The 20,033-nt window shown below is 63.1% G+C and carries 19 protein-coding genes; 5 read left to right on the top strand and 14 right to left on the bottom strand.

Features of this window, described 5'->3' with window-relative positions:
- Positions 1 to 38: 38 nt before the first annotated feature.
- Positions 39 to 857 (bottom strand): AraC family transcriptional regulator, encoded by an 819-nt coding sequence (locus tag NKJ37_RS09615; RefSeq protein ID WP_023812180.1) that lies wholly within the window; start codon positions 855 to 857, stop codon positions 39 to 41.
- Positions 858 to 968: 111 nt separating this feature from the next.
- Here NKJ37_RS09615 and NKJ37_RS09610 point away from each other — a divergent pair, with 111 nt between their 5' ends.
- Positions 969 to 1,859 (top strand): NAD-dependent epimerase/dehydratase family protein, encoded by an 891-nt coding sequence (locus NKJ37_RS09610; protein WP_023812181.1) that lies wholly within the window; start codon positions 969 to 971, stop codon positions 1,857 to 1,859.
- A 133-nt stretch (positions 1,860 to 1,992) separates the two neighbouring features.
- Here the strand turns inward: NKJ37_RS09610 and NKJ37_RS09605 are convergent, their stop codons facing one another.
- The 13 genes from NKJ37_RS09605 to NKJ37_RS09545 form a co-directional block, all read right to left on the bottom strand.
- Positions 1,993 to 3,504, bottom strand: coding sequence for a LysM peptidoglycan-binding domain-containing M23 family metallopeptidase (locus tag NKJ37_RS09605; RefSeq protein ID WP_128304014.1), 1,512 nt, complete (start codon positions 3,502 to 3,504; stop codon positions 1,993 to 1,995).
- A 203-nt stretch (positions 3,505 to 3,707) separates the two neighbouring features.
- A complete protein-coding gene (locus tag NKJ37_RS09600) occupies positions 3,708 to 4,367 on the bottom strand; it encodes a protein-L-isoaspartate(D-aspartate) O-methyltransferase (RefSeq protein ID WP_023812183.1) in 660 nt (219 codons plus the stop codon).
- Positions 4,364 to 5,122, bottom strand: a complete 759-nt coding sequence (surE, locus tag NKJ37_RS09595) for a 5'/3'-nucleotidase SurE (RefSeq protein WP_023812184.1) — start codon at positions 5,120 to 5,122, stop codon at positions 4,364 to 4,366. Before surE ends, NKJ37_RS09600 begins: the two co-directional genes overlap by 4 nt.
- On the bottom strand, positions 5,122 to 6,426 hold the full coding sequence (gene serS / locus NKJ37_RS09590) for a serine--tRNA ligase (RefSeq protein ID WP_352773756.1): 1,305 nt from the start codon (positions 6,424 to 6,426) through the stop codon (positions 5,122 to 5,124). The genes surE and serS overlap by 1 nt, the downstream gene beginning before the upstream one ends.
- Before the next feature lie 197 nt (positions 6,427 to 6,623).
- Positions 6,624 to 7,499 (bottom strand): twin-arginine translocase subunit TatC, encoded by an 876-nt coding sequence (gene tatC / locus NKJ37_RS09585; RefSeq protein ID WP_023812186.1) that lies wholly within the window; start codon positions 7,497 to 7,499, stop codon positions 6,624 to 6,626.
- A complete protein-coding gene (gene tatB / locus NKJ37_RS09580; protein WP_128304012.1) occupies positions 7,496 to 8,278 on the bottom strand; it encodes a Sec-independent protein translocase protein TatB in 783 nt (260 codons plus the stop codon). The genes tatC and tatB overlap by 4 nt, the downstream gene beginning before the upstream one ends.
- A 29-nt stretch (positions 8,279 to 8,307) precedes the next feature.
- On the bottom strand, positions 8,308 to 8,529 hold the full coding sequence (locus NKJ37_RS09575; RefSeq protein WP_023812188.1) for a twin-arginine translocase TatA/TatE family subunit: 222 nt from the start codon (positions 8,527 to 8,529) through the stop codon (positions 8,308 to 8,310).
- Positions 8,530 to 8,698: 169 nt separating this feature from the next.
- A complete protein-coding gene (gene scpB / locus NKJ37_RS09570) occupies positions 8,699 to 9,466 on the bottom strand; it encodes an SMC-Scp complex subunit ScpB (RefSeq protein ID WP_128304011.1) in 768 nt (255 codons plus the stop codon).
- Positions 9,463 to 10,263 (bottom strand): segregation and condensation protein A, encoded by an 801-nt coding sequence (locus tag NKJ37_RS09565; protein WP_352773778.1) that lies wholly within the window; start codon positions 10,261 to 10,263, stop codon positions 9,463 to 9,465. Before NKJ37_RS09565 ends, scpB begins: the two co-directional genes overlap by 4 nt.
- Positions 10,264 to 10,325: 62 nt before the next feature.
- Positions 10,326 to 11,345 (bottom strand): beta-N-acetylhexosaminidase, encoded by a 1,020-nt coding sequence (gene nagZ, locus NKJ37_RS09560; protein WP_128304010.1) that lies wholly within the window; start codon positions 11,343 to 11,345, stop codon positions 10,326 to 10,328.
- Positions 11,346 to 11,476: 131 nt separating this feature from the next.
- Positions 11,477 to 14,833: an SPOR domain-containing protein gene (locus tag NKJ37_RS09555; RefSeq protein WP_352629405.1), complete on the bottom strand. Its 3,357-nt coding sequence runs from the start codon at positions 14,831 to 14,833 to the stop codon at positions 11,477 to 11,479.
- 103 nt (positions 14,834 to 14,936) lie between these two features.
- Positions 14,937 to 16,694 (bottom strand): arginine--tRNA ligase, encoded by a 1,758-nt coding sequence (gene argS / locus NKJ37_RS09550; protein WP_352439903.1) that lies wholly within the window; start codon positions 16,692 to 16,694, stop codon positions 14,937 to 14,939.
- A gap of 75 nt (positions 16,695 to 16,769) precedes the next feature.
- The gene (locus tag NKJ37_RS09545) at positions 16,770 to 17,984 is read right to left on the bottom strand and encodes a deoxyguanosinetriphosphate triphosphohydrolase (RefSeq protein WP_023812194.1); all 1,215 of its coding nucleotides are present in this window, start codon (positions 17,982 to 17,984) and stop codon (positions 16,770 to 16,772) included.
- Between the two features lie 90 nt (positions 17,985 to 18,074).
- On the opposite strand from NKJ37_RS09545, the gene erpA reads away from it, so the two are divergent.
- The 4 genes from erpA to NKJ37_RS09525 all read left to right on the top strand — a co-directional run bounded on the left by erpA (position 18,075) and on the right by NKJ37_RS09525 (position 20,020).
- Complete coding sequence (gene erpA, locus NKJ37_RS09540) at positions 18,075 to 18,422, top strand: iron-sulfur cluster insertion protein ErpA (RefSeq protein WP_013531288.1); 348 nt, start codon at positions 18,075 to 18,077, stop codon at positions 18,420 to 18,422.
- 1 nt (position 18,423) lies between these two features.
- Positions 18,424 to 18,819, top strand: a complete 396-nt coding sequence (locus NKJ37_RS09535) for a VOC family protein (RefSeq protein WP_128304007.1) — start codon at positions 18,424 to 18,426, stop codon at positions 18,817 to 18,819.
- A gap of 17 nt (positions 18,820 to 18,836) precedes the next feature.
- Positions 18,837 to 19,631, top strand: coding sequence for an exodeoxyribonuclease III (gene xth, locus NKJ37_RS09530; protein WP_023812197.1), 795 nt, complete (start codon positions 18,837 to 18,839; stop codon positions 19,629 to 19,631).
- Positions 19,632 to 19,720: 89 nt separating this feature from the next.
- Positions 19,721 to 20,020 (top strand): hypothetical protein, encoded by a 300-nt coding sequence (locus NKJ37_RS09525; protein ID WP_023812198.1) that lies wholly within the window; start codon positions 19,721 to 19,723, stop codon positions 20,018 to 20,020.
- The last annotated feature ends 13 nt before the right edge of the window (positions 20,021 to 20,033 follow it).

Here is a 20,033-nt window from a genome sequence, read left to right as displayed (position 1 = left end):
ACGCTGGGTGGCGTCGCCAACGCCATCCAATGACAAGATCATTTGGGCTGCGACCGCCGCAAGTCACGCGGCGTTTGGCCGATCTCACGACGCATCCAATGCGCCAGGTGTGACTGGTGCGCAAAGCCCGTCAATTCCGCAACCTCGCTTGTGCTGAGATCCCCGCGCCGGAGCAGGACGCGTGCGCGTTCGACCCGGCGTCGCAAGACGTACCGGTGCAGGGTGAAGCCTGTCGCCGCCTTGAACCAAGCCCGCAAGTGCGAGCTGCTCGCCCCGGCAACTCGGCTCAGTCGGAGGATCGAAAGGGGCTCGTGCAGGCCAGCCTCAATATGCTCCAACACACGCTTGAGCTGGGCATCTGACAACCGGTTTCTTCGGTCGACATCGAGATTGTCAAGACCGAGCAGCCTCACCGCAAGAGCTGCGCCAATGCTGTCGGCAAACAAAGGTCCACTCGGTGAGTTTGCGTTGACATCGCTCTCGAGTGCTCGGGCGAGATGTTGGATGCGCTGATCACGAAGCAGGTGACGTGTGTCGAGCGGCAATGCGCGCGCCTTGCCGCCAAGCTCAGCCGCCACCCTTTCCATCAGGGCTGGTTGTAACGCGATCTCGATCGTGTCGAACGGGGTTTCAGTCTCGAAACCGCCCTCTTGGCCAGCGGGCACCAGGTCAATATCGCCGGCGCGCCTCACGAAATATCGACCAACCTCATTGCAGTAGGAACGCGTCGCCGCGCTTGCATGCACCATGATGCGATGATGGGCCGCTTTGGAGAGACGATGGACGCCCGCTTCGATATGCCAGAAGGCCATTGTGACGTCGGGCGGAAATCGAGCCGGAACAGACTGCGAATGCATGCTTTCTCACTTCATGGCAAAACCTGTCCAAGAATTGGCAATTTCCGCGCGATTTTCAATGCCGGGGACATGTACCTACGCCTCTCCATAGAGTTTGGACGAGAGGTTGCCATGGGTTTTTATGTAGTTGTCGGAGCAGGCCCGGTCGGGCACGAGACCGCGCGCCTTCTGGGAGAAGAAGGACATGATGTCGTTCTCACGAGCCGGAGTGTCGGCTCAAACGGGTTGCGGAACGTCCGGGCGGTGCAGGCCGATGCCACCGATGGCGTTGAACTGGCGCGTATCTGCCGAAACGCCGACGCCGTTTTCATGTGTGCCATGGCCGCCTATCACCGGTGGCCGACCGACTTTTTCCCAATCATCGACGGCACCGTGCGGGCCGCGGAAGCGGTCGGCGCGAAGCTTGTGATACTCGGAAACCTCTATGGCTATGGCGAACATGCCGATAGTCCGCTTCACTCCGACCTGTCTCTGGATCCGACTTCGAAGAAAGGAACCGCCCGGACGATCATGTGGCAGCGCGCGGTCCGTGCGGACGTGCCGGCAGTCGAAGTGCGGTCCAGCGATTATCTTGGACATGGCGCGATCAGCTCTTTCTCACTGGTCGCGCTGCCCTCCATAATCGAGGGGAGGCCGACTGCTTTCATTGGAAACCTCGACGCGACTCATGCCTGGTCCTTCACGAAGGACGTGGCCAGGACACTGGTCGCCGCTTCCCGCTACACGGGCGAATGGGGACGAGCATTCCATGTTCCATCGCAACACGCCTCACCCCGGGAACTCATCCTAACGACGGCGGCAATGCTTCACCGTGAAATTCCAGAGACACGTTCCTATTCCATCCCCGAAATGGAGGCATCGGGCATGCATGAGCTCATCGAAATGAGCTACCTCTTCGACAATCCCTTGCTGGTCGATTCCTCCGACGCGGAGACGCTTCTCGGCATCAAGGCCAGCAGCCTTGGCGTCATGATCGCCGACACCCTGCGTGATCATCTTTGAAGCTTGAAGACTGGCGCGTCGCGTTGAAGCTGAAAAAGCCCGCTCCTTTCGGAACGGGCTGAGCCGGCGGGCCGGACTGGAGGTCAGACGGCCCGCAAAATTGCTTTTTTTCTTCTATTCGAGATAGCCTCGACTATTCGAGATAGCCGGACGGATCGACCGGGGCGGAGTTCTTGCGCACTTCGAAGTGCAGCTTCGGCGAGTCCGTCGTGCCGCTCATGCCCGACAGCGCGATTTCCTGGCCGCGCTTGACCTTCTGGCCGCGCTGGACCTCGATCGAGCTGGCGTGGCCGTAGACGGTGACCAGGCCATTCTCGTGGCGCACCAGCACCGTGTTACCGAATTCCTTGAGGCCGTCGCCGGCATAGATGACGACACCGTTTTCGGCTGCCTTGACCGGTGTGCCAGAGGGTACGGCGATGTCAACGCCGTCTTTGCCGGAGCCGAAACCGGAAATCACGCGGCCGCGCACCGGCCAGCGCATCTTGCCGATGCCGGTGGCGTCTGGCGCGACGGCGTCGTCGGCCTCGGCCTGCTGGATGACCTTCGAATCCTTCTTCGGCGGCGTGTAGGACGCCAGCGTTTCCGACGGCGTGGTCTTTGCCGCGGGCTGCGTCGTGGCCGTCGTCACCGGATCGACCTTGGCCGGCTTGGCGGCGGCGACGATCGCGGTTCCACCGGCAGGCACCTTCAGGGTCTGGCCGATCTTGAGCAAGCCATCCTGCATGCCGTTGGCCTGCTTGATGGCAACGACACCGACACCGGTCTTCCTGGCAATCGAGGAAAGCGTGTCGCCCGACTGAACCGTATAGGTGCCAGCTGCATTGGTCGCCTTGGCCGCAGCTACCTGCGGCTTGGGCTCCTTGGGCTGGCTCGCGGCGGCCGACGTGTCGACCGGAGCGGCGGACTTGCCCTCCCTAGGCTTCGGCTGCTGCGGCAGGACGGCCACCTTGTCGGGCGCGGTGGCCGGCAGGTTGTGCTTGGTGTCTTTCGCCGGCTTGGCATCCGCGAGCTTCGGCTCGCTCTTGCTCGAATAGGCGTAGGCCGGGATGACCAGCTTCTGGCCGGTCTTCAGCCCCTTGGTCGCGCTCAACCCGTTGACCTTCATGATCACGTCGGACGGCACCTTGTAGCGCTGCGCCAGGCCGCCGATCGTTTCGCCGTCCCTGACGACGATCTCGGTTGCATGCGGAGTGCCGGAAGCAGCCACGCGGGGTTCGTCAGGTTGCGAAACCTTGAAAGGCGACGCCACTGGGGCGACGGTGCCGGTCGTGGTCCTGTCGACATGCGGTGCCGGGGCCAATGCGGTGCGTACCGGCTTCGACACCGGCGCCACTTCGGAAGCCTGGGCAACCGGCGGCGGCAGCGGCCGCGTCGAGACCGGATCGAGGCTGGAGCGGCTGACCGACTGTGTATGGCTGCCATCGATCGGAGCGGCGGCGACATCGCCCGGATAGGGCTGCTGTACGGCATCCTGCTTGTTGATGATGGCGCGCTGATTGTTGGTCGAGGATGTAAAGACATCGTCGACGCCATTGAACCGCGAAACTTGGGAACTGCACCCCGCAGCGGCACCCGCGACCATCAGTATGGCGCAGCCTCGCGCCAGATTGCGACCGTTTGTCTTCAAAACACTGAGTTGCATCGCACTAACCCGCACATACCCGGTACAAACTAGGCATGATTAAAGCGCGTTAATGTTACTCGACGGTTAACCCCATGGAATCCGACGCAATTTTTCTTAAAATATTAGAGAGCGAGCCCAGGGGAGATTTTCAGGTCATGCCGGCCGGGGTCGAAGACGGCGCGCGCACCCGACGCGGCGCGGCCTGAACATCGACATACGCGCTAGATGACAGCGGCGACACCGCGCAGGATCGGCTGCAGGCGAACGAGGCCGATGTCTTCACGCTCGAAGCGGCTGCCGACCTTGGTCAGCTTGGCCAGCACCTGTTCGCCCTCTTCGGGGCCGATCGGAGCGATGACGATACCGCCGCTCGACAACTGGTCGAGCAGGAAGCGCGGCAGGCTGTCGAAGGCAGCCCAGGCGACGATACGGTCAAATGGCCCTTCATTCGGCAGCCCGCCGGAACCATCGGCGTGGCGCACGATCACATTGCCGATGCCGAGCGCCTCGAAGCGCTGCCGCGCCTGCTCGGCGAGCGTCTTGTAGCGATCGGTGGTGATGACCCGCGCCGCCAGCCGCGACATCACCGCCGAAGTGTAGCCCGAGCCGGTGCCGATCTCGAGCACGCGGTTGCCCTGCTCGATAGCGAGCGCCGCGATCACCGCCGCCTGCATGTCGGCACCTTCGATCGCCTCGCCGCATTCGATCGGCAGCATACGGTCCGACCAGGCGATCTGATGGAACTGGGCCGCCAGGAAGCCGCGCCGCGGCGTCGCCTCGAAGGCCGCGATCAGCGCCTTCGGCACAGTCCCCCGGCCGCGCAGGCGCAGCAGAAAGGCAGCAAAACCTTCGCGGTCATCGATCGGGAGGCCTTGGTTCATGCAAGCGCCTTGCTCAATTGGTCACGGATTTCATGCGCGGTCAGGTCGAGCTGCAGCGGCGTCACCGACACCAGCCTGTTGCGCAACGCGTAGAGATCGGTGCCTTGCTTGCCCTCGACCGGCTCGCCGCCGAAGCGCAGCCAGTAGTAAGGCAGGCCGCGCCCGTCGCGGCGCTCGTCCACCCACAGGGAGTGCACGAGCTTGCCTTGCGTGGTGACCACCGTGCCCGCGACCTCTTCGGGCGTGCAGTTGGGAAAATTGACGTTGAGCAGCACGCCGTCCGGCAACGGCGTCGCGACAAGTTTCTTCAGCAGCGCCGGCGCCAGCACTTCTGTCGTCTCGTAGGGCACGACGCGATCTTCGCCGACATAGCTGTAGCCCTGGCTGAGCGCGATCGAGCGGATACCGAGCAGCGCGCCTTCCATGGCGCCGGCGACGGTGCCCGAATAGGTGACGTCATCGGCGATGTTGGCGCCCGAATTGATGCCGGACAGGATCAGGTCGGGTGCGCCAGGCAGAATTTTCTTGACGCCCATGATGACGCAATCCGTCGGCGTGCCGCGCACGGCAAAATGCTTCTCGCCGATCTTGCGCAGCCGCAGCGGCTCCGAGATCGACAGCGAATGCGCGTAGCCGGACTGGTCCTGCTCGGGCGCCACCACCCAGACATCGTCGGACAACGTACGTGCGACGCGTTCGAGCGACGCCAGGCCCTCGGCATGAATGCCGTCGTCGTTGGTCAGGAGGATACGCATTATTTCGCTTCGATCTTTTCCAGACCGCCCATGTAAGGCCGCAGCACTTCAGGAATGGTTACGCTGCCATCTTCATTCTGGTAGTTTTCGATGACAGCGATGAGCGCGCGGCCAACGGCTGTGCCCGAGCCGTTGAGCGTGTGGACGAAGCGGTTGCCCTTGCCGTCCCTGTCCTTGTAGCGGGCGTCCATGCGGCGCGCCTGGAAATCGCCGCACATCGAGCAGGACGAGATCTCGCGATAGGCGTTCTGGCCGGGCAGCCAGACCTCGATGTCGTAGGTCTTGCGCGCGCCAAAGCCCATGTCGCCGGTGCACAGCGTCATGGTGCGGAACGGCAGGCCGAGCCGCTTCAGCACTTCCTCGGCGCATTGCGTCATCCGCTCATGCTCGGCGAGTGACGATTCCTGGTCGGTAATCGACACCAGCTCGACCTTGTAGAACTGGTGCTGGCGCAGCATGCCGCGCGTGTCGCGCCCGGCCGAACCCGCTTCCGAGCGGAAGCACGGCGTCAGCGCGGTATAGCGCAGCGGCAGTTTTTCATGCGCGGTGATTTCTTCGCGCACAAGGTTGGTGAGTGGGACCTCGGCGGTGGGAATCAAGCCAAGCCTGCCCTCCCCGTGCGGCGTGAAGAACAGATCTTCCTCGAACTTCGGCAATTGGTTGGTGCCGAACAGAACATCGTCCTTGACCATCAACGGCGGGATGACTTCCTCGTAGCCGTGTTCGGTCGTATGCAGGTCCAGCATGAACTGGCCGAGCGCACGTTCCATCCGGGCCAGTCCGCTTTTCAGCACCGTAAAGCGCGAGCCCGACAGCTTTGCCGCGCGCTCGAAATCCATCATGCCGAGCGCTTCGCCGATCTCGAAATGCTCCTTCACCCAGTTCGGCCGCGTCGGCACCTTGCCGACGATGTGCTTGACCACATTGTCGTGCTCGTCCTTGCCGACCGGCACATCGTCGAGCGGCACGTTGGGAAGCACTGCCAGCGCGTCGTTCAGCGCCTTGTCGAGTTCGCGTTCACGCGCCTCGCCGTTCTGGATGAAGACCTTGATCTCGCCGACTTCGGCTTTCAGCTTTTCGGCCAAGGCGGCATCGCCCGAACGCATGGCGTTACCGATCTCCTTCGACGCGGCATTGCGGCGCTCCTGCTTGGTCTGCAGTTCGGTAACGTGCTCGCGCCGCGCCTCGTCCGAGGCGATCAGCCCGTCGACCATGGACTGCGCCTCGTCAGCCGACCACGAGCGCTTCACCAGCGCCTCGACAAGGGCCTTCGGGTTGTCGCGAATCCATTTGATGTCAAGCATGGTTTGAACGCTCCTGGGTAGCATGTCGCCCAAAAGTGCACAGCGATTTTGGGACAACGATATGCTCAAAACAAAACTGAAACGCATCGCTTTGAGCGCGATGCGTTTCAGCCAGAGGGCGTAAACCGCATCCGAGATCGATGCAAGATGGGCGGGGCGACGACTATGTTTTTCCGCCGCTGCAGCCGCTCTGTTGCCTATGAGGAGGCAGGTGCCGGGGGCTCGTCCGGTGCTTTGTCCGCCACCTCGTCCGCCGCATCCTGCTTCTCGCGTGCCACGCGCTGCTTTTCCCGATCGCGCTCGATCAGCCGGGCAGCCCAGATGGACACCTCGTAGAGAAGGATGGTCGGGATGGCCAGGCCGATCTGACTCATCGGATCGGGCGGCGTCAGTATCGCCGCGACGACGAAGGCAATGACGATCGCCCATTTGCGCTTCTCGGCCAGTCCCTTGGACGACAGCATGCCGACCCGTGTCATCAGGCTGGTCACCACCGGCAGCTGGAACACCAGGCCGAAGGAAAAGATCAGCGTCATGATCAGGCTGAGATATTCCGACACTTTCGGCAGCAGCGAAATCTGCACCTGATCGTCGGTGCCGGCCTGCTGCATGGCGAGGAAGAACCACATCACCATCGGCGTGAAGAAGAAATAGACCAGCGACGCACCCATCAGGAACAGGATCGGCGACGCGATCAGGAACGGCAGGAAGGCATTCCGCTCGTTCTTGTACAGGCCGGGCGCGATGAACTTGTAGATCTGCGTGGCGATCAGCGGAAAGGCGATCACCATGCCGCCGAACATGGCGAGCTTGACCTGAGTGAAGAAGAATTCCTGCGGCGCCGTGTAGATCAGCTCGACCTTGTGCGGATCGAGCCCTGCCCATTGCGTCGCCCATTTGAACGGCACGACCAGGAGGTTGAACAGTTTCTTGGCGAAGAAGAAACAGACCAGGAAGGCAACGAAGAAGCCGCCCAGCGACCAGATCAGCCGCCGGCGCAACTCGATCAGATGCTCCATCAGCGGCGCCGACGATTTCTCGATCTCGTCCTTTTCGGTGTCCGAAACGCTCACTTGGCGGCTCCAGCCGTCTTCTTGGCCACCGGCTTCTTCACCGCTGCAAGCTTCGGTTCGGCTTTCGCCCCCGTCTTGGTCGCTACAGTCTTGGCCGCGATAGCCTTGGCCGCAGCGGGCGTCTTGGCCCTGAGCGTTTCAGGCTGTGCCGTCGTCACGGCCTTCGCCGGCGTCTTGGACGCAGACGCTGCCTTCGCGGCAACCTTTGCACCATTTGCCGAAGCTTTTGCAGCCGGCGTCGCTTTTGCCGGTGCAGGCTTGGTTAGTTTCTTCGCCGCGGATGCCTTCGGCGCCACGACAGGTGCCGCCGGTACTGACGTCGTCACCACCGATTCGTCGGTCATCGCCGGGAAAATCGGCGCTGCTGGCGCTGCTTCCGGTCCGTTGACGCCAGGCATGGTCGTTGCACCGTTCTTCAACGGCTCGGCCGCCTGCGGGGTCGAAGCGACAGAGCTTGCCGGATCGGCCGGCTTCGGCTTCATCGCCGCATCGACGCCGGAGCGAACATCGGCCGCGGCCTGTTCGAACGGATTGAGCTGCTTCCTGATCTCGGCCATCGGGCTGAGACCCCTGAGCTCGTCGACTGACTTCTTGACGTCGTCGAGCTCGGCTTCCTTCAGCGCCTCGTTGAACTGTTTCTGGAAATCGGACGCCATGGCGCGCAGCTTCGCCGTCGTGCGGCCGAAGGTGCGCAGCATATTGGGCAAATCCTTGGGTCCGACGACCACGATCATGACGATCGCGATGACCAGCATTTCGGTCCAGCCGACTTCAAACATGGCACTCTGTTCCGACTAGAACCTTTGGCTCAGCTCTTGCTGGCTTTTTCCTTCGCGGCCGCAACGGTCTCGTCGGCACGGTGTTCGACGGTGCGCTTGTCTTCGGCAACCTCGTCGTCGGCCATGCCCTTCTTGAAGCTCTTGATGCCCTTGGCCATATCGCCCATCAGCTCGGGAATCTTGCCGCGGCCAAACACCAAAAGCACGATCACCAGCACGATCAGCCAATGCCAAATCGAAAATGAACCCATAGCAAATCTCTCTCGAATGTTTTCCCTGGCGATGATCTATGCGTTTTCGCGTTGGGATTCAAACACAACTGCGACAGAGTTTATGAAAGGGTGACGGATGTCACGCATTTTCGACGGGAACGCCCGCTACGAATCCGCGCATCCTCATCAAGTTCGCCGCCAATGCCAGTCAATCTTCCGTGACGCGCGGCGTCAGCAGGCCGAGTTCCTCGAGATCGATATCGGTCAGCGCATCCTCGTCGTCGGTCAATGCGTCGGGATCGGCCGGCGGCTGCGGAATGGAGAAATTCGACGGCATGCGGCCCGAAAGCAGTCCGGCCCCCTTCAGTTCCTCCATGCCAGGAAGATCGCGAATCTCTTCCAGCGCGAAATGGTCGAGGAAGGTCTCCGTCGTGCCGTAGGTCACAGGGCGTCCGGGCGTCTTTCGCCGGCCGCGCATGCGCACCCATTCCGTTTCCAGCAGCGTGTCGAGCGTACCTTTTGAGGTCTCCACGCCCCTGATGTCCTCGATCTCGGCACGCGTCACCGGCTGGTGATAGGCAATGATCGCCAGCACTTCGAGAGCCGCGCGGGAGAGCTTCCTTTGCTGGACGGTATCGCGGCTCATCAGGAAAGCCAGGTCGCCGGCGGTGCGGAACGCCCAGGCGTCGCCCACACGCACCAGATTGACGCCGCGCCGCGCATAGATCTGCTGCAGCTCGGCCATGGCCAGGGCAATGTTGATGCCGTCAGGGAGGCGGGCCGCAAGCTGCTTTTCGCTGACGGGTTCAGCGCTGGCGAACACGATCGCCTCGGCCATGCGCACGGCCTCGGCCAGATGCAGCCGTTCGGCCGGGTTCTGTAGCTGCTGCTCGGCCGGATCCTGGGAAAGCAACTCCTCTTCGGGTTCATCGCCGACCTTGAACGGGACAACCGAAGCGTTGAAGCGTTCGCTCATGATGCCACCTCGACTGCCTTGATTGCCTGCGTGCGGCCGCGCAGGTAGATCGGCGCGAACGTCTGATCCTGCCGCACGTCCATCGTGCCGTCGCGCACCAGCTCCAGCGTGGCCGCAAACGAACTGGCGATCGCCGTGCGCCGCTCCTCGGGACTGGTCATGTATGCGATCAGAAAACTCTCCAGCGCCGTCCAGTCGCTTGCAGCCCCGACCAGGCGGGTCAGGATGTCGCGCGCGTCCTTGAGCGACCAGACACCGCGCCTGGCGATGGTCACATTGTTGATCGCCTGCTTCTGGCGCTGCTGGGCATAGGCGGTCAAGAGATCGTAGAGCGAGGCCGAATATGCGTTACGCTTTTCGACGATGACCATTTCCGGCATGCCGCGCGCAAACACGTCTCGGCCGAGCCGGTTGCGGTTGACCAGACGCGCCGAGGCGTCGCGCATGGCTTCCAGCCGCTTCAGGCGGAACTGCAGCACCGCCGCCAGTTCCTCGCCGCTTTCGCCCTCGTCGCCGGGCTGCTTGGGGACCAGGAGCTTGGACTTGAGGAAGGCCAGCCACGCCGCCATCACCAGATAGTCGGCGGCAAGCTCCAGCCTGAGCGCCCTCGCCGTCTCGACAAAGGTCAGATATTGCTCGACCAGCGCCAGGATCGAAATGCGAGCCAGATCGACCTTCTGGGTGCGGGCAAGATGCAGCAGAAGATCGAGCGGACCTTCGAAGCCGGCCACGTCGACGACCAGCGACGGGTCGCCGGTAACGCGTGAATCGTCATTCTCGGCCCACAGACGGTCCATCGGTGCGGCCTTCGCGGCCTTGCTTTCCAATGTTTCCGCCACTGCCTGTCGCTTTCCCTTTGCTATGCCACCGCATCGAAGTAGGTGGCGAATTCGGCACGTATTTCGGTTTCTTCAACCGTGTCACGGTTCTTTATATAGGTCAGCGCCCGCTTTGCGCGCTCCAGCGACGTGCCCTCAAGCCCCATGGTGCGCGATGCGATGCCGGCCATCTCCTCAAAAACCCCGTTGCAGTGAAGGACCAGATCGCAGCCCGCCGCAAGGATCGAGGCCGCCTTTGTCGGGAAATCCCCAGAAAGTGCCTTCATCGAGGTGTCGTCGCTCATCAGCAGTCCGTCGAAGCCGATTTCGCGCCGGATGATCTCGTCGATGACCTTGCCGGAGGTGGTCGCCGGATTGTTGGGGTCGATCGCGCTGTAGACGACATGGGCTGTCATCGCCATCGGCAGATGGCTAAGCTCCTTGAACGGGGCGAAATCATGCCGCTGCAGATCGCTGAGCGAGGCATTGACCACCGGCAGTTCGAAATGCGTGTCGGCAAAGGCACGTCCATGACCCGGAATATGCTTCATGACCGGCAGCACGCCGCCCGACATCAGCCCTTCCGCGGCTGCGCGGCCGAGCTCGATCACCGGTCGCGGATCCTTGCCATAGGCCCGCGCGCCGATGACATCGCTGGCGCCTTCGATCGGCACATCGAGCACCGGCAGGCAATCGGCTGTGATGCCGTAGCGCAGCAGGTCGAAGGCATGCAGCCGCGCCATCAGCCAGGCCGCTCGGGCGCCGGCATCATGATCGTCGCGCCACAGCGCGCCGAGCGCGCCGCCGGCGGGATAGTTCGGTGCCAGCGGCGGTCGCAAGCGCTGCACACGGCCGCCTTCCTGATCGATGAACACCAGCGCGTCCGGACGCCCTAGGCAGTCCCGCATCTCGGCGACCAGATCGCGGATCTGTTCGGTCTCGCCAATGTTGCGCGCAAACAGGATGAAGGCCCACGGGCATTCATTGCGATAGAAATTGATTTCTTCGCGGGTAAGCGATTTCCCGGCACAGCCGAGGATCATGGATTTTGATTCGGTCATGTCGGCAGTTTAGGGCTTTGTGCGATCAAAGGGAATCGCCAGGGATTCATCCGGGACAATGCCGGATCTGCTTTCCCCATGAAAAAGCCGGCGCGGTGGACCGCGCCGGCTTTTGATGGTTGGCTCCGGCTTTAGCGCGAGACGAAGCAGTTGCCGCCGGCGGCCTTGTAACTGGTGCACAAATTGATCGCGTCATTGCGTGACTGGGCCGGAACGCGCACGCGGTAGAACGTGCCTTTGCCGGCGATCTCGGCCTTGACGATGTTGGCGGTACGCCCGGCAAGCACGCTGCCATAGCGGCGCTGCAGATCCTGATAGCTGGACTGGGCGCTTTCGACGGTCGGCTGCGAGGCGATCTGCATCGACCACGAGCCACCGCCGGCCGCGGTCGATGCCGGATCTATGGACGCAACCTGATCGGGCTTGACCTCGCCGACAACATCGACCGGCTGGTCGGACGGACGCTGCGGCGCGAGCGGAACCTTTGCCGGCGTGTTCGCCGATTGGGCCTCGGCTTTCGGCTTGGCGACCGGCTTGAGGGCCGGCTCGTCGTCCGCCTGGGCGGCGGCAGGCGCCACGGTGCCGGTCTGGTCCGCATCGGCTTGCGCCGCCGGGGCGACATGCTGCGGCGCCGGATCGACCGGCTCGGTAGCGGCCATTTGCGGAGCGGCGGGCGCTGCCGGATCTTCACGCGGCACCAGCGAACCGTCCGACTTGACCACCATGGTCCTCACCTTGCGCGGCGCAACGGCGACGACATCGGCATTGGTGCCCTTGTCGGCATCCTGCAGCACCTGCGCGATGCGATCCTCGGACTTGGGCGCCGGCGCAGTGCTATCGGCAGAAGCGTTGTCGGCCGAAGCGGCGCCGGACATCGGCGCGGCATTGCCGACATCGGTTCCAGCGGCGGCTGCATTTTGGTCCGGCGAAAGATCGATGGCGCGGGCCGGGTCCTTCGCCTGCACGTCAACCGGCTCTTCGACGTTGGTGACCAGCTTTTCCTGGACCGGCTCGGCTGGCTTTGCGCCCCTGACCGCGTCGTAGACCTTGTTGTCCTGGTTGGGCACCACGGCGCCGCCCGGATTCTCCGGCTTAACCTTGATCGGCGCGTTGTCGGCCTTGACGATGACAGGCGCTTCGCTGCCGCCCTTGCCGCCAAAGGACAGCGCAAAGGCACCGAGACCGCCCGCGACGGCGACCGCGCCGACAATCGCGGCGATGAACAGGCCGCGTCCGCGCGACGGCCTCGCGGCCTCACGCTCGCCGAGCCCCGGGACAGCCATAGCCTCGTCGAGTTCGGGATCGTAGTCGAGTTCATCGACGGTGAAATCATCGGCTTGGGAAACCGGCTGGCTCCCTGGCAGACTGTCAAGGTCGAAACCAGAGGCGTCGGCATAACCCGTGGGCGCCGCCGCGCGGGCGGACATGTCCATCGGCCGCGCGGCATAGGTCCGCGCTTCCGGCTCATAGCCCGGCTTGATCCCATCATAGCCCGGCTTGACCCCGTCATATGCCGGCTTGAGGCTGTCATAGCCCGGCTTGAAGCCCGCGGCATAGGAGTCATCATCGTAAGACGCGCCGGCCAAATTGCCTGTGGGAGCGGCAGCGACCTCCACCGCGTTCATCTCGGAGAGAAGGCTGGAGAACTCCGCATCGAGATCGTCGTAGCCAGGCGACGCTGGCTGGTCTTCCTCGAAGTGCAGTTCGGGAATATCGAGATCGTCCGCCAGCGCGACGACACGCTCGGGTACATCGACCGTTTCGACGTCGGGCATGTCTTCGTAATGCGCCGGCTGGCGCGATTGCGGCGCCGATACCGGGGCAGCGGGAGCCACGGCCTCGACCGGCTCGGACGAACGGTAGGATGTCATGGCGGCGACTGCCGGCCCGGCGGCCACGGATGCCACCGAAGCGGCCGGCTGAGCACCAAACGCAGGCTGAGCGCTGAATGACGGCTGCTGCGGAACCGGCGTCACGCGGCTCCACGAACGCGGCGGCTCTGCCGGTTGGGAACGCTCCGCAAGCCAATCGAGAGAATCCGCCGAATTGTCCCGGTCAGCGGCTTCGTCACGCGGATCAAGATCCTTGGGCAAAGCCGCGTCGAACGCATCATCGTCGAAATCGACATCGCCAACCGTGTTCCAGGTCGTATCCTGGAGTTCATCAAGCATAAGGTCGTCAATATCCGCATCGGCCGCTTGGGCCGTGCCAACATGCCGGTCCTGCTCAGGCGCGGGTTCGTCAAGATCCCAGTCGAGGTCGCCGACAAGGTCGGCCGGTTCCTCGGCGGGCTCGGCAACAGGCGGCAGGGCAGCGACAGCCGGCTGAGCCGTGACGGGCTCACTGGCCACCGGCACTGTGCGCGCCGTCATGGCACCCAGCAGCGCATTCAACTCGTCTTCCAGGCTCCGTTCGTCCGCGGTCGGGGCATGCACCGCGGCTGCGATGTAGGCTTCCGGCGCCGCCGGCTGGGCGGCAACGGCGGCAACCTCTGTGACCGGCTCTTCGACCGTTTCGGCAAACGCGTCGTCCAAATTCAGGTCAAAAGCATCGTCCGGCACGCTCTCAGGGCTGGGAAGCTCGCCCTTCGCGTCAGCGACATCGGCAAACGCATCATGCGTTGGCGGCTCGTCGAAGGCATTCGGCTCATCCGCGCGAACGTCGAAATCCATGTCGACATCAGCCATGGCGTCGTCGAAATGGCCGGCAAAGCTTTCATCGGAGATTGCATGGCCGTCACGCGCCGCCGCTTGCTCCGGCATGGGATACTCGACGGGCTCGGCGACCACGAATGACTGTTCGGCCGCCGAATGGTCGTCGAGCACCAGCTCGTCTTCAAGCGAGACTGCCACCGCATCGTCGAATTCGTCATCTGAGGCAACTGGCTCGACAGAAGCGTGCGTGTCGGCAACGGCGTATTGGGCCTCTTCGGCTTCCTCATCGATCCGGAGGTCCTGGTCGAGCGAAGTGGCAAGCTCGTCCGCCATCGACTGATCGTCCTCGAAGGGGGAGACGTCCTCAAGCGAACCGGCGACGGCATCGTCAAAATCAGACGCGAAAGCCGGCTCGACGGACGGCGCGGCTTCAGCTGCGACCGCATGGCTGGTGCCGGCGACGTGGCCGTCGATCTCAGCCATGTCCAGTTGGAAATCGTCGTCGAGCGACACCGAAAGCTCGTCGTCCATCGCGCTGGCGTCAGCCGCTTGGAATGCCGGCTCATGCTCGAAGGTCGGCTCATGAGCCTGGACAACCGGAGCGGCGTCGCTGTCGTCAGCGCCGAACTCGCCCATCATTTCTTTCTCGAGATCGATATCGAAATCGCCCTCTTCGAGCCCGCGATCGGCGGCTGGGGCCTGCGGCTGGGCGGGCGATTGCGGCCTGACCGGCTGGCGCGGGTCGAATCCCATGATCCTGGTCAGTTCCGCGAACGGATCATCGTCAGCGATGTCGTTGTTGTCGGCTACTCTCAGCTGGGTTCTGTCTGCCATTATTGTTCCCGAACTCGCACTCATTCGGACGCCATGGACGTCGCGTAGGGTTGGCCCTTACCAGCGCAATGTGGGCAAAAGGTGACAGGTTATTTAGTCAAACCTAACGCATTTCGGTGGGCGCGGCGGCCCCGATCAACGTCAGGCCGGACGTCAAAACGTCCGAAACAGCCTGCACCAGCCCTAGTCTGGCATGCGTCAATTGTCGGTCGTTAACCTTAACAAAACGTAAGTCCGGATTATCCGTGCCACGGTTCCAGTGTCCGTGGAAGCTGGAAGCCAGATCATAGAGGTAAAATGCCAGCCGATGCGGCTCGAGCGCAAGGGCGGCGGACTCGATCAGCCGCGGGTATTCGGCGAGCTTGCGGATCAGGCCGATCTCGCCCTCATCGGTCAGCAATGCCGCGGCCGACGCCAGGCTGTTGCGGTCGAAATTGGCTTCGCCCAGTTGCTCGCTCGCCTGCCGGAACACCGAATGACAGCGCGCCGAGGCGTACTGGACATAGAACACCGGATTGTCCTTGGACTGCTCGGTCACCTTGACGAAATCGAAATCCAGCGGCGCATCGTTCTTGCGGTAGAGCATCATGAAGCGGATCGCGTCGCGGCCGACCTCCTCCACCACTTCGCGCAGCGTCACGAAATCGCCCGACCGCTTCGACATACGCACCGGTTCGCCCTCGCGAAACAGCTTGACCAGATTGCACAGCAGGACAGTGAGCTTCACCTCGTCGCCGGCAATCGCCCGCGCCAAGGCCTCCAGCCGCTTTACGTAGCCGCCATGGTCGGCGCCGAGCACATAGATCAGGTCGACGAAGCCGCGATCGACCTTGTCCTTGAGATAGGCGACGTCGGCGGCGAAATAGGTGAACGAGCCATCGGACTTGACCAGCGCCCGGTCCATGTCGTCGCCGACCGCGGTCGAGCGGAACAGCGTCTGCTCGCGGTCCTCCCAATCGTCGGGTTTCTCGCCCTTGGGCGGCGGCAGCTTGCCCTTGTAGATATGGCCCTTCAGCGTCAAATCGTTGATCGCCGAGCGGATCTTCCTGGCATTGTCGGCGTGCAGCGTGCGCTCGGAGAAGAACACGTCGTGATGCACGTTGAGCATCGCCAGGTCCTCGCGGATCATCGCCATCATCGCATCGATGGTGCGATCCTTGACGATGGCGAGCGCCTCGTCATCGGGCATCTGCAGAAGCGAGCGGCCGAATTCCGCGACCAGCGCCTGGCCGACGGGCACCAGGTAATCGCCGGGATAGAGACCGGCGGGTATTTCGCCGATATCGTCGCCCAGCGCTTCGCGGTAGCGCAGGAATGCGGAACGGCCGAGCACGTCGATCTGCGAGCCGGCATCGTTGATGACATATTCCTTGGTCACATCGTAGCCGGCGAAGGCCATCAGATTGGCAAGCGCGTCGCCGACGACAGCACCCCGGCAATGGCCGACATGCATCGGCCCGGTCGGATTGGCCGAGACATATTCGACATTGGTCTTCCTGCCGCCGCCAACCGTCGAGCGGCCATAGTTGCGGCCCTCGCCGAGCAGTGCGGTCAGATGTGTCTGCCAGAAGCCGTCCTTGAGCCTGAGATTGACGAAACCGGGCCCTGCCACTTCCGTCGCCGCGACATCCTTGTCGTCACGCAGCGCCTGCGCCAGTCTTTCGGCCAGCGCGCGCGGGTTCTGGCCGGTCGGCTTGGCCAGCACCATCGCCGCATTGGTCGCCAGGTCGCCGTGGCTGGCGTCGCGCGGCGGCTCGACGGCAATGCGCGACAGGTCAGGCGAAACGCCGTCTTTGTCTTTCAGATCAAGCGCTTCGACGGCTTTTATGATTCGCGCGGTGAAATCGGCGAAGATGTTCATTTGTGTGACTCTGGGGTCTGGCTCTGGCGGCTTTGCAGCGAATCCGGCTCGTTGGCCGGCAAAATCGAGCCCGCCCTAGCCCAATTCAGGCGTATGGTCAAACAAACGCCGGTGTTCCTTGAGCGCGTAGGTGTCGGTCATACCCGCCAGGAAGTCGGCGACGCTGCGCGCCTTGATGCGGTCGTCGGCCCGATCCAGCCCCTCGCGCCAGCCGTCCGGCATGGCGCGCGGATCGGCGAAATAGGCGTCGAACAGATTTTTGACGATCTGCTCGGCGTCCGCGCGCACCCGCATAACCTCCGCGTGCCGGTAGAGGTGCTTGTACAGGAAGGCCTTCAGTTCTTTCTCCAAGGCAGCCATTTCGGCCGAGAAAACTACCATCGTCTCGCCAGCTGCCCTCACTGCATCGGCGCTCCGCGGCTTGATGCGATCGAGATTGGCGGTCGTCGACTTGATCACGTCCTCGACCATGGCGGTTATCTGCCGCCGCATCAGCTCGTGGCCGGTGCGCACATCATCGAGGGAGGGATAGCGTGAGCGAACGCCTTTCAGGATCGTTCCCGGCAGCGAAACCGTCTCCAGCATGTCCAGCGTCAGTAGCCCTGCCCTCAAGCCGTCATCGATGTCATGCGTGTTGTAGGCTATATCGTCGGCGATCGCCGCGCATTGCGCCTCGATGCCGGCGAACCGGTCGAGTTCGAGATCGTGCAGTTCAGAGTAATCACGGATCGCCTGCGGCACCGGCCCTTTCAGACCCTTGCCGTTGGCGTCCGTCAGCGGTCCATTGTGCTTGACCAGGCCTTCCAGCGTTTCCCAGGTCAGGTTGAGCCCATCGAACTCGGCGTAGCGCGCCTCCAGCCTCGTCACGATGCGCAGCGATTGCGCGTTGTGGTCAAAGCCGCCCCAGGTGGCCATCTTTTCGTTCAGCGCGTCCTCGCCGGTGTGGCCGAAGGGCGTGTGGCCGAAATCATGCACCAGCGCCACCGCCTCAGCGAGATCCTCGTCGCCGCGCAGCGCCCGTGCCAGGGCGCGCGCGATCTGCGCCACTTCGATCGAATGGGTCAGCCGGGTGCGATAGTGGTCGCCTTCATGCGCGATGAAGACCTGCGTCTTGTGCTTCAGGCGCCGGAAGGCCGTCGAATGGATGATGCGGTCACGGTCACGCTGGAATGGCGTGCGGGTCGGGCTTTCCACCTCGTCGAACAGCCGTCCGCGCGACTTTGCCGGGTCGCAGGCATAGGCGGCGCGCGGCCGATAGCCGAATCCGATGTCGCCCAACTCATTGGTCATGGCTGATGCTGCCGCGTTTGACTTAGCCAGGTTGACTTGGCCCCTCGCGCTTCATACCTATCATGTGAAACCGAAAGCAAGGTGACGCCCATGGGCGCTGATGCCAAGACTGCCATGAAAGTCGATATGACCGAGGCCGCCGCCAAGCGGATCGCCAGGATTGTCTCGAACGAGGCCGGCAAGACGGCGCTGCGCGTGTCGGTCGAAGGCGGCGGCTGCTCGGGCTTCTCCTACAAGTTCGATCTGGTCGATACGCGCAATGACGACGACGTCGCCATCGAGAAGGACGGTGCCACCGTGCTGATCGACGATCTGTCGCTGGTCTATATGGGCGGCTCTGTGATCGATTTCGTCGACGATCTGATGGGCCAGTCGTTCCAGATCCGCAATCCGAACGCCGTCGCCTCCTGCGGCTGCGGCACGAGTTTCTCCATATAGAATGCCTGCTATCGGTGCGGTCCGTCAGATCGCGCTGTCGGCTGGCCGTGATCTCGACGCCACGCTGGCTTTCTGGCGCGACGTGCTCGGCATGGCGGTTCATGCGCGCTTCGACCCGCCGGGCATCGCCTTCATCATGGCCGGCGATATCAGGCTGCTGTTCACCGACGGCATACCGGCCGGAACCGTCTATCTCGACATATCGGGCCTCGATGACTTCCATGCCTCTGCGGTCGCGGCAGGCGTACCCTTCACCGCGCCGCCAACACTTGTCCATCGCGACACAGAGGGCCAGTTCGGTCCAGCGGGGGAAAGCGAATGGATGGCCTTCCTAAAGGACCCGGCTGGCAATACGATTGGCCTCGTCGAACGCCATCCGCCGCAAGAATCCAACTGAACAGCATCGAGACCGCCATGAAAATCGTCACCTGGAACATCAACGGTGTCCGCGCCCGCATTGGCAACCTCACCCATTGGCTGACCGAGAGCGCACCCGACATCGTCTGCCTGCAGGAGATCAAGTCGGTCGACGAGCAATTCCCGCGCGCCGAGATCGAGGCGCTTGGCTACAATGTCGAAACCCACGGCCAAAAGGGTTTCAACGGCGTCGCCCTGCTGTCGAAGCTGCGCTTCGACGAGGTGATCCGAGGCCTGCCCGGCGACGATGCCGATGAACAGGCGCGTTTCATCGAAGGGGTTTTCTCGACTGACAAGGGCGCGCTGCGCGTCGCCTCGCTCTATCTGCCGAACGGCAATCCGATCGATGACGAGAAGAAGTTTCCTTACAAGCTGTCCTGGATGGCGCGGCTGGAGCGCTGGGCCGAAGAACGGCTGAGACTGGAGGAGGCTCTGGTGCTCGCCGGCGACTACAACGTGATTCCCGAGCGGATCGACGCGCGGTTTCCGGAGAACTGGCTGGGCGACGCGCTGTTCCAGCCGCAGACGCGACAATCCTTCCGGCGGCTGCTCAACCTTGGTTTCACCGAGGCGGTGCGCGCGGTCACCGACGCACCCGACACCTACACATTCTGGGACTATCAAGCCGGCGCGTGGCAGAAGAACAACGGCATCCGCATCGACCACCTGCTCTTGTCGCCGGAAGCCGCCAACCGGTTTTCTTCCGCGTCGATCGAAAAGCACGTGCGCGCCTGGGAAAAACCGTCCGATCACGTGCCGGTGGCGATCGATCTCGCACTTCAGCCGGCCTGAGAGAACCCTCGCCGGGCACGTCTGCGCTGGACCTCATATCGCCACATTTCGCGCCGCTCATTGCGGGCCAGCATGGCGGCTGGGGTTCCATGAGCACACGATTTCATCTTTGTCCGATCGGCCTGGCATTTGCCATGGCCGCTCCCGGTGCGGCATTTGCCGACCAGGAATGCCTGGCCAATGGAAAATCCTACCAGCTTGGCCAGGTCGCCTGCCTGACGCTTGCCGACCGGAGCCATCTGGCTCGCTGCGACATGGTGCTCAACAACACATCGTGGACGAAGATCGGGGATAGCTGCCCGGAAAACACGCTGGCGCCACAACCCCATGTCACGCCGATCTCGACGCCGGCGCCCAGCATGGTGCCGACGGAGCCGATCGAGAACTGATCACGATCGAAAA

It is taken from the genome of Mesorhizobium sp. M0140 (genome assembly GCF_040322475.1).
GTDB lineage: Bacteria > Pseudomonadota > Alphaproteobacteria > Rhizobiales > Rhizobiaceae > Mesorhizobium.
The sequence above is the reverse complement of the archived record's forward strand: the minus strand, read 5'-3'. Positions and strand labels throughout refer to the sequence as shown.

Bases quoted from the DNA above. Each gene is read 5' to 3' on its own strand.
- NKJ37_RS09615 (WP_023812180.1), bottom strand. From the start codon at position 857: ATGCATTCGCAGTCTGTTCCGGCTCGATTTCCGCCCGACGTCACAATG.
- NKJ37_RS09610 (WP_023812181.1), top strand. From the start codon at position 969: ATGGGTTTTTATGTAGTTGTCGGAGCAGGCCCGGTCGGGCACGAGACC.
- NKJ37_RS09605 (WP_128304014.1), bottom strand. From the start codon at position 3,504: ATGCAACTCAGTGTTTTGAAGACAAACGGTCGCAATCTGGCGCGAGGC.
- NKJ37_RS09600 (WP_023812183.1), bottom strand. From the start codon at position 4,367: ATGAACCAAGGCCTCCCGATCGATGACCGCGAAGGTTTTGCTGCCTTT.
- surE (WP_023812184.1), bottom strand. From the start codon at position 5,122: ATGCGTATCCTCCTGACCAACGACGACGGCATTCATGCCGAGGGCCTG.
- serS (WP_352773756.1), bottom strand. From the start codon at position 6,426: ATGCTTGACATCAAATGGATTCGCGACAACCCGAAGGCCCTTGTCGAG.
- tatB (WP_128304012.1), bottom strand. From the start codon at position 8,278: ATGTTTGAAGTCGGCTGGACCGAAATGCTGGTCATCGCGATCGTCATG.
- NKJ37_RS09575 (WP_023812188.1), bottom strand. From the start codon at position 8,529: ATGGGTTCATTTTCGATTTGGCATTGGCTGATCGTGCTGGTGATCGTG.
- scpB (WP_128304011.1), bottom strand. From the start codon at position 9,466: ATGAGCGAACGCTTCAACGCTTCGGTTGTCCCGTTCAAGGTCGGCGAT.
- NKJ37_RS09565 (WP_352773778.1), bottom strand. From the start codon at position 10,263: ATGGACCGTCTGTGGGCCGAGAATGACGATTCACGCGTTACCGGCGAC.
- nagZ (WP_128304010.1), bottom strand. From the start codon at position 11,345: ATGACCGAATCAAAATCCATGATCCTCGGCTGTGCCGGGAAATCGCTT.
- NKJ37_RS09555 (WP_352629405.1), bottom strand. From the start codon at position 14,833: ATGGCAGACAGAACCCAGCTGAGAGTAGCCGACAACAACGACATCGCT.
- argS (WP_352439903.1), bottom strand. From the start codon at position 16,694: ATGAACATCTTCGCCGATTTCACCGCGCGAATCATAAAAGCCGTCGAA.
- NKJ37_RS09545 (WP_023812194.1), bottom strand. From the start codon at position 17,984: ATGACCAATGAGTTGGGCGACATCGGATTCGGCTATCGGCCGCGCGCC.
- erpA (WP_013531288.1), top strand. From the start codon at position 18,075: ATGGGCGCTGATGCCAAGACTGCCATGAAAGTCGATATGACCGAGGCC.
- NKJ37_RS09535 (WP_128304007.1), top strand. From the start codon at position 18,424: ATGCCTGCTATCGGTGCGGTCCGTCAGATCGCGCTGTCGGCTGGCCGT.
- xth (WP_023812197.1), top strand. From the start codon at position 18,837: ATGAAAATCGTCACCTGGAACATCAACGGTGTCCGCGCCCGCATTGGC.
- NKJ37_RS09525 (WP_023812198.1), top strand. From the start codon at position 19,721: ATGAGCACACGATTTCATCTTTGTCCGATCGGCCTGGCATTTGCCATG.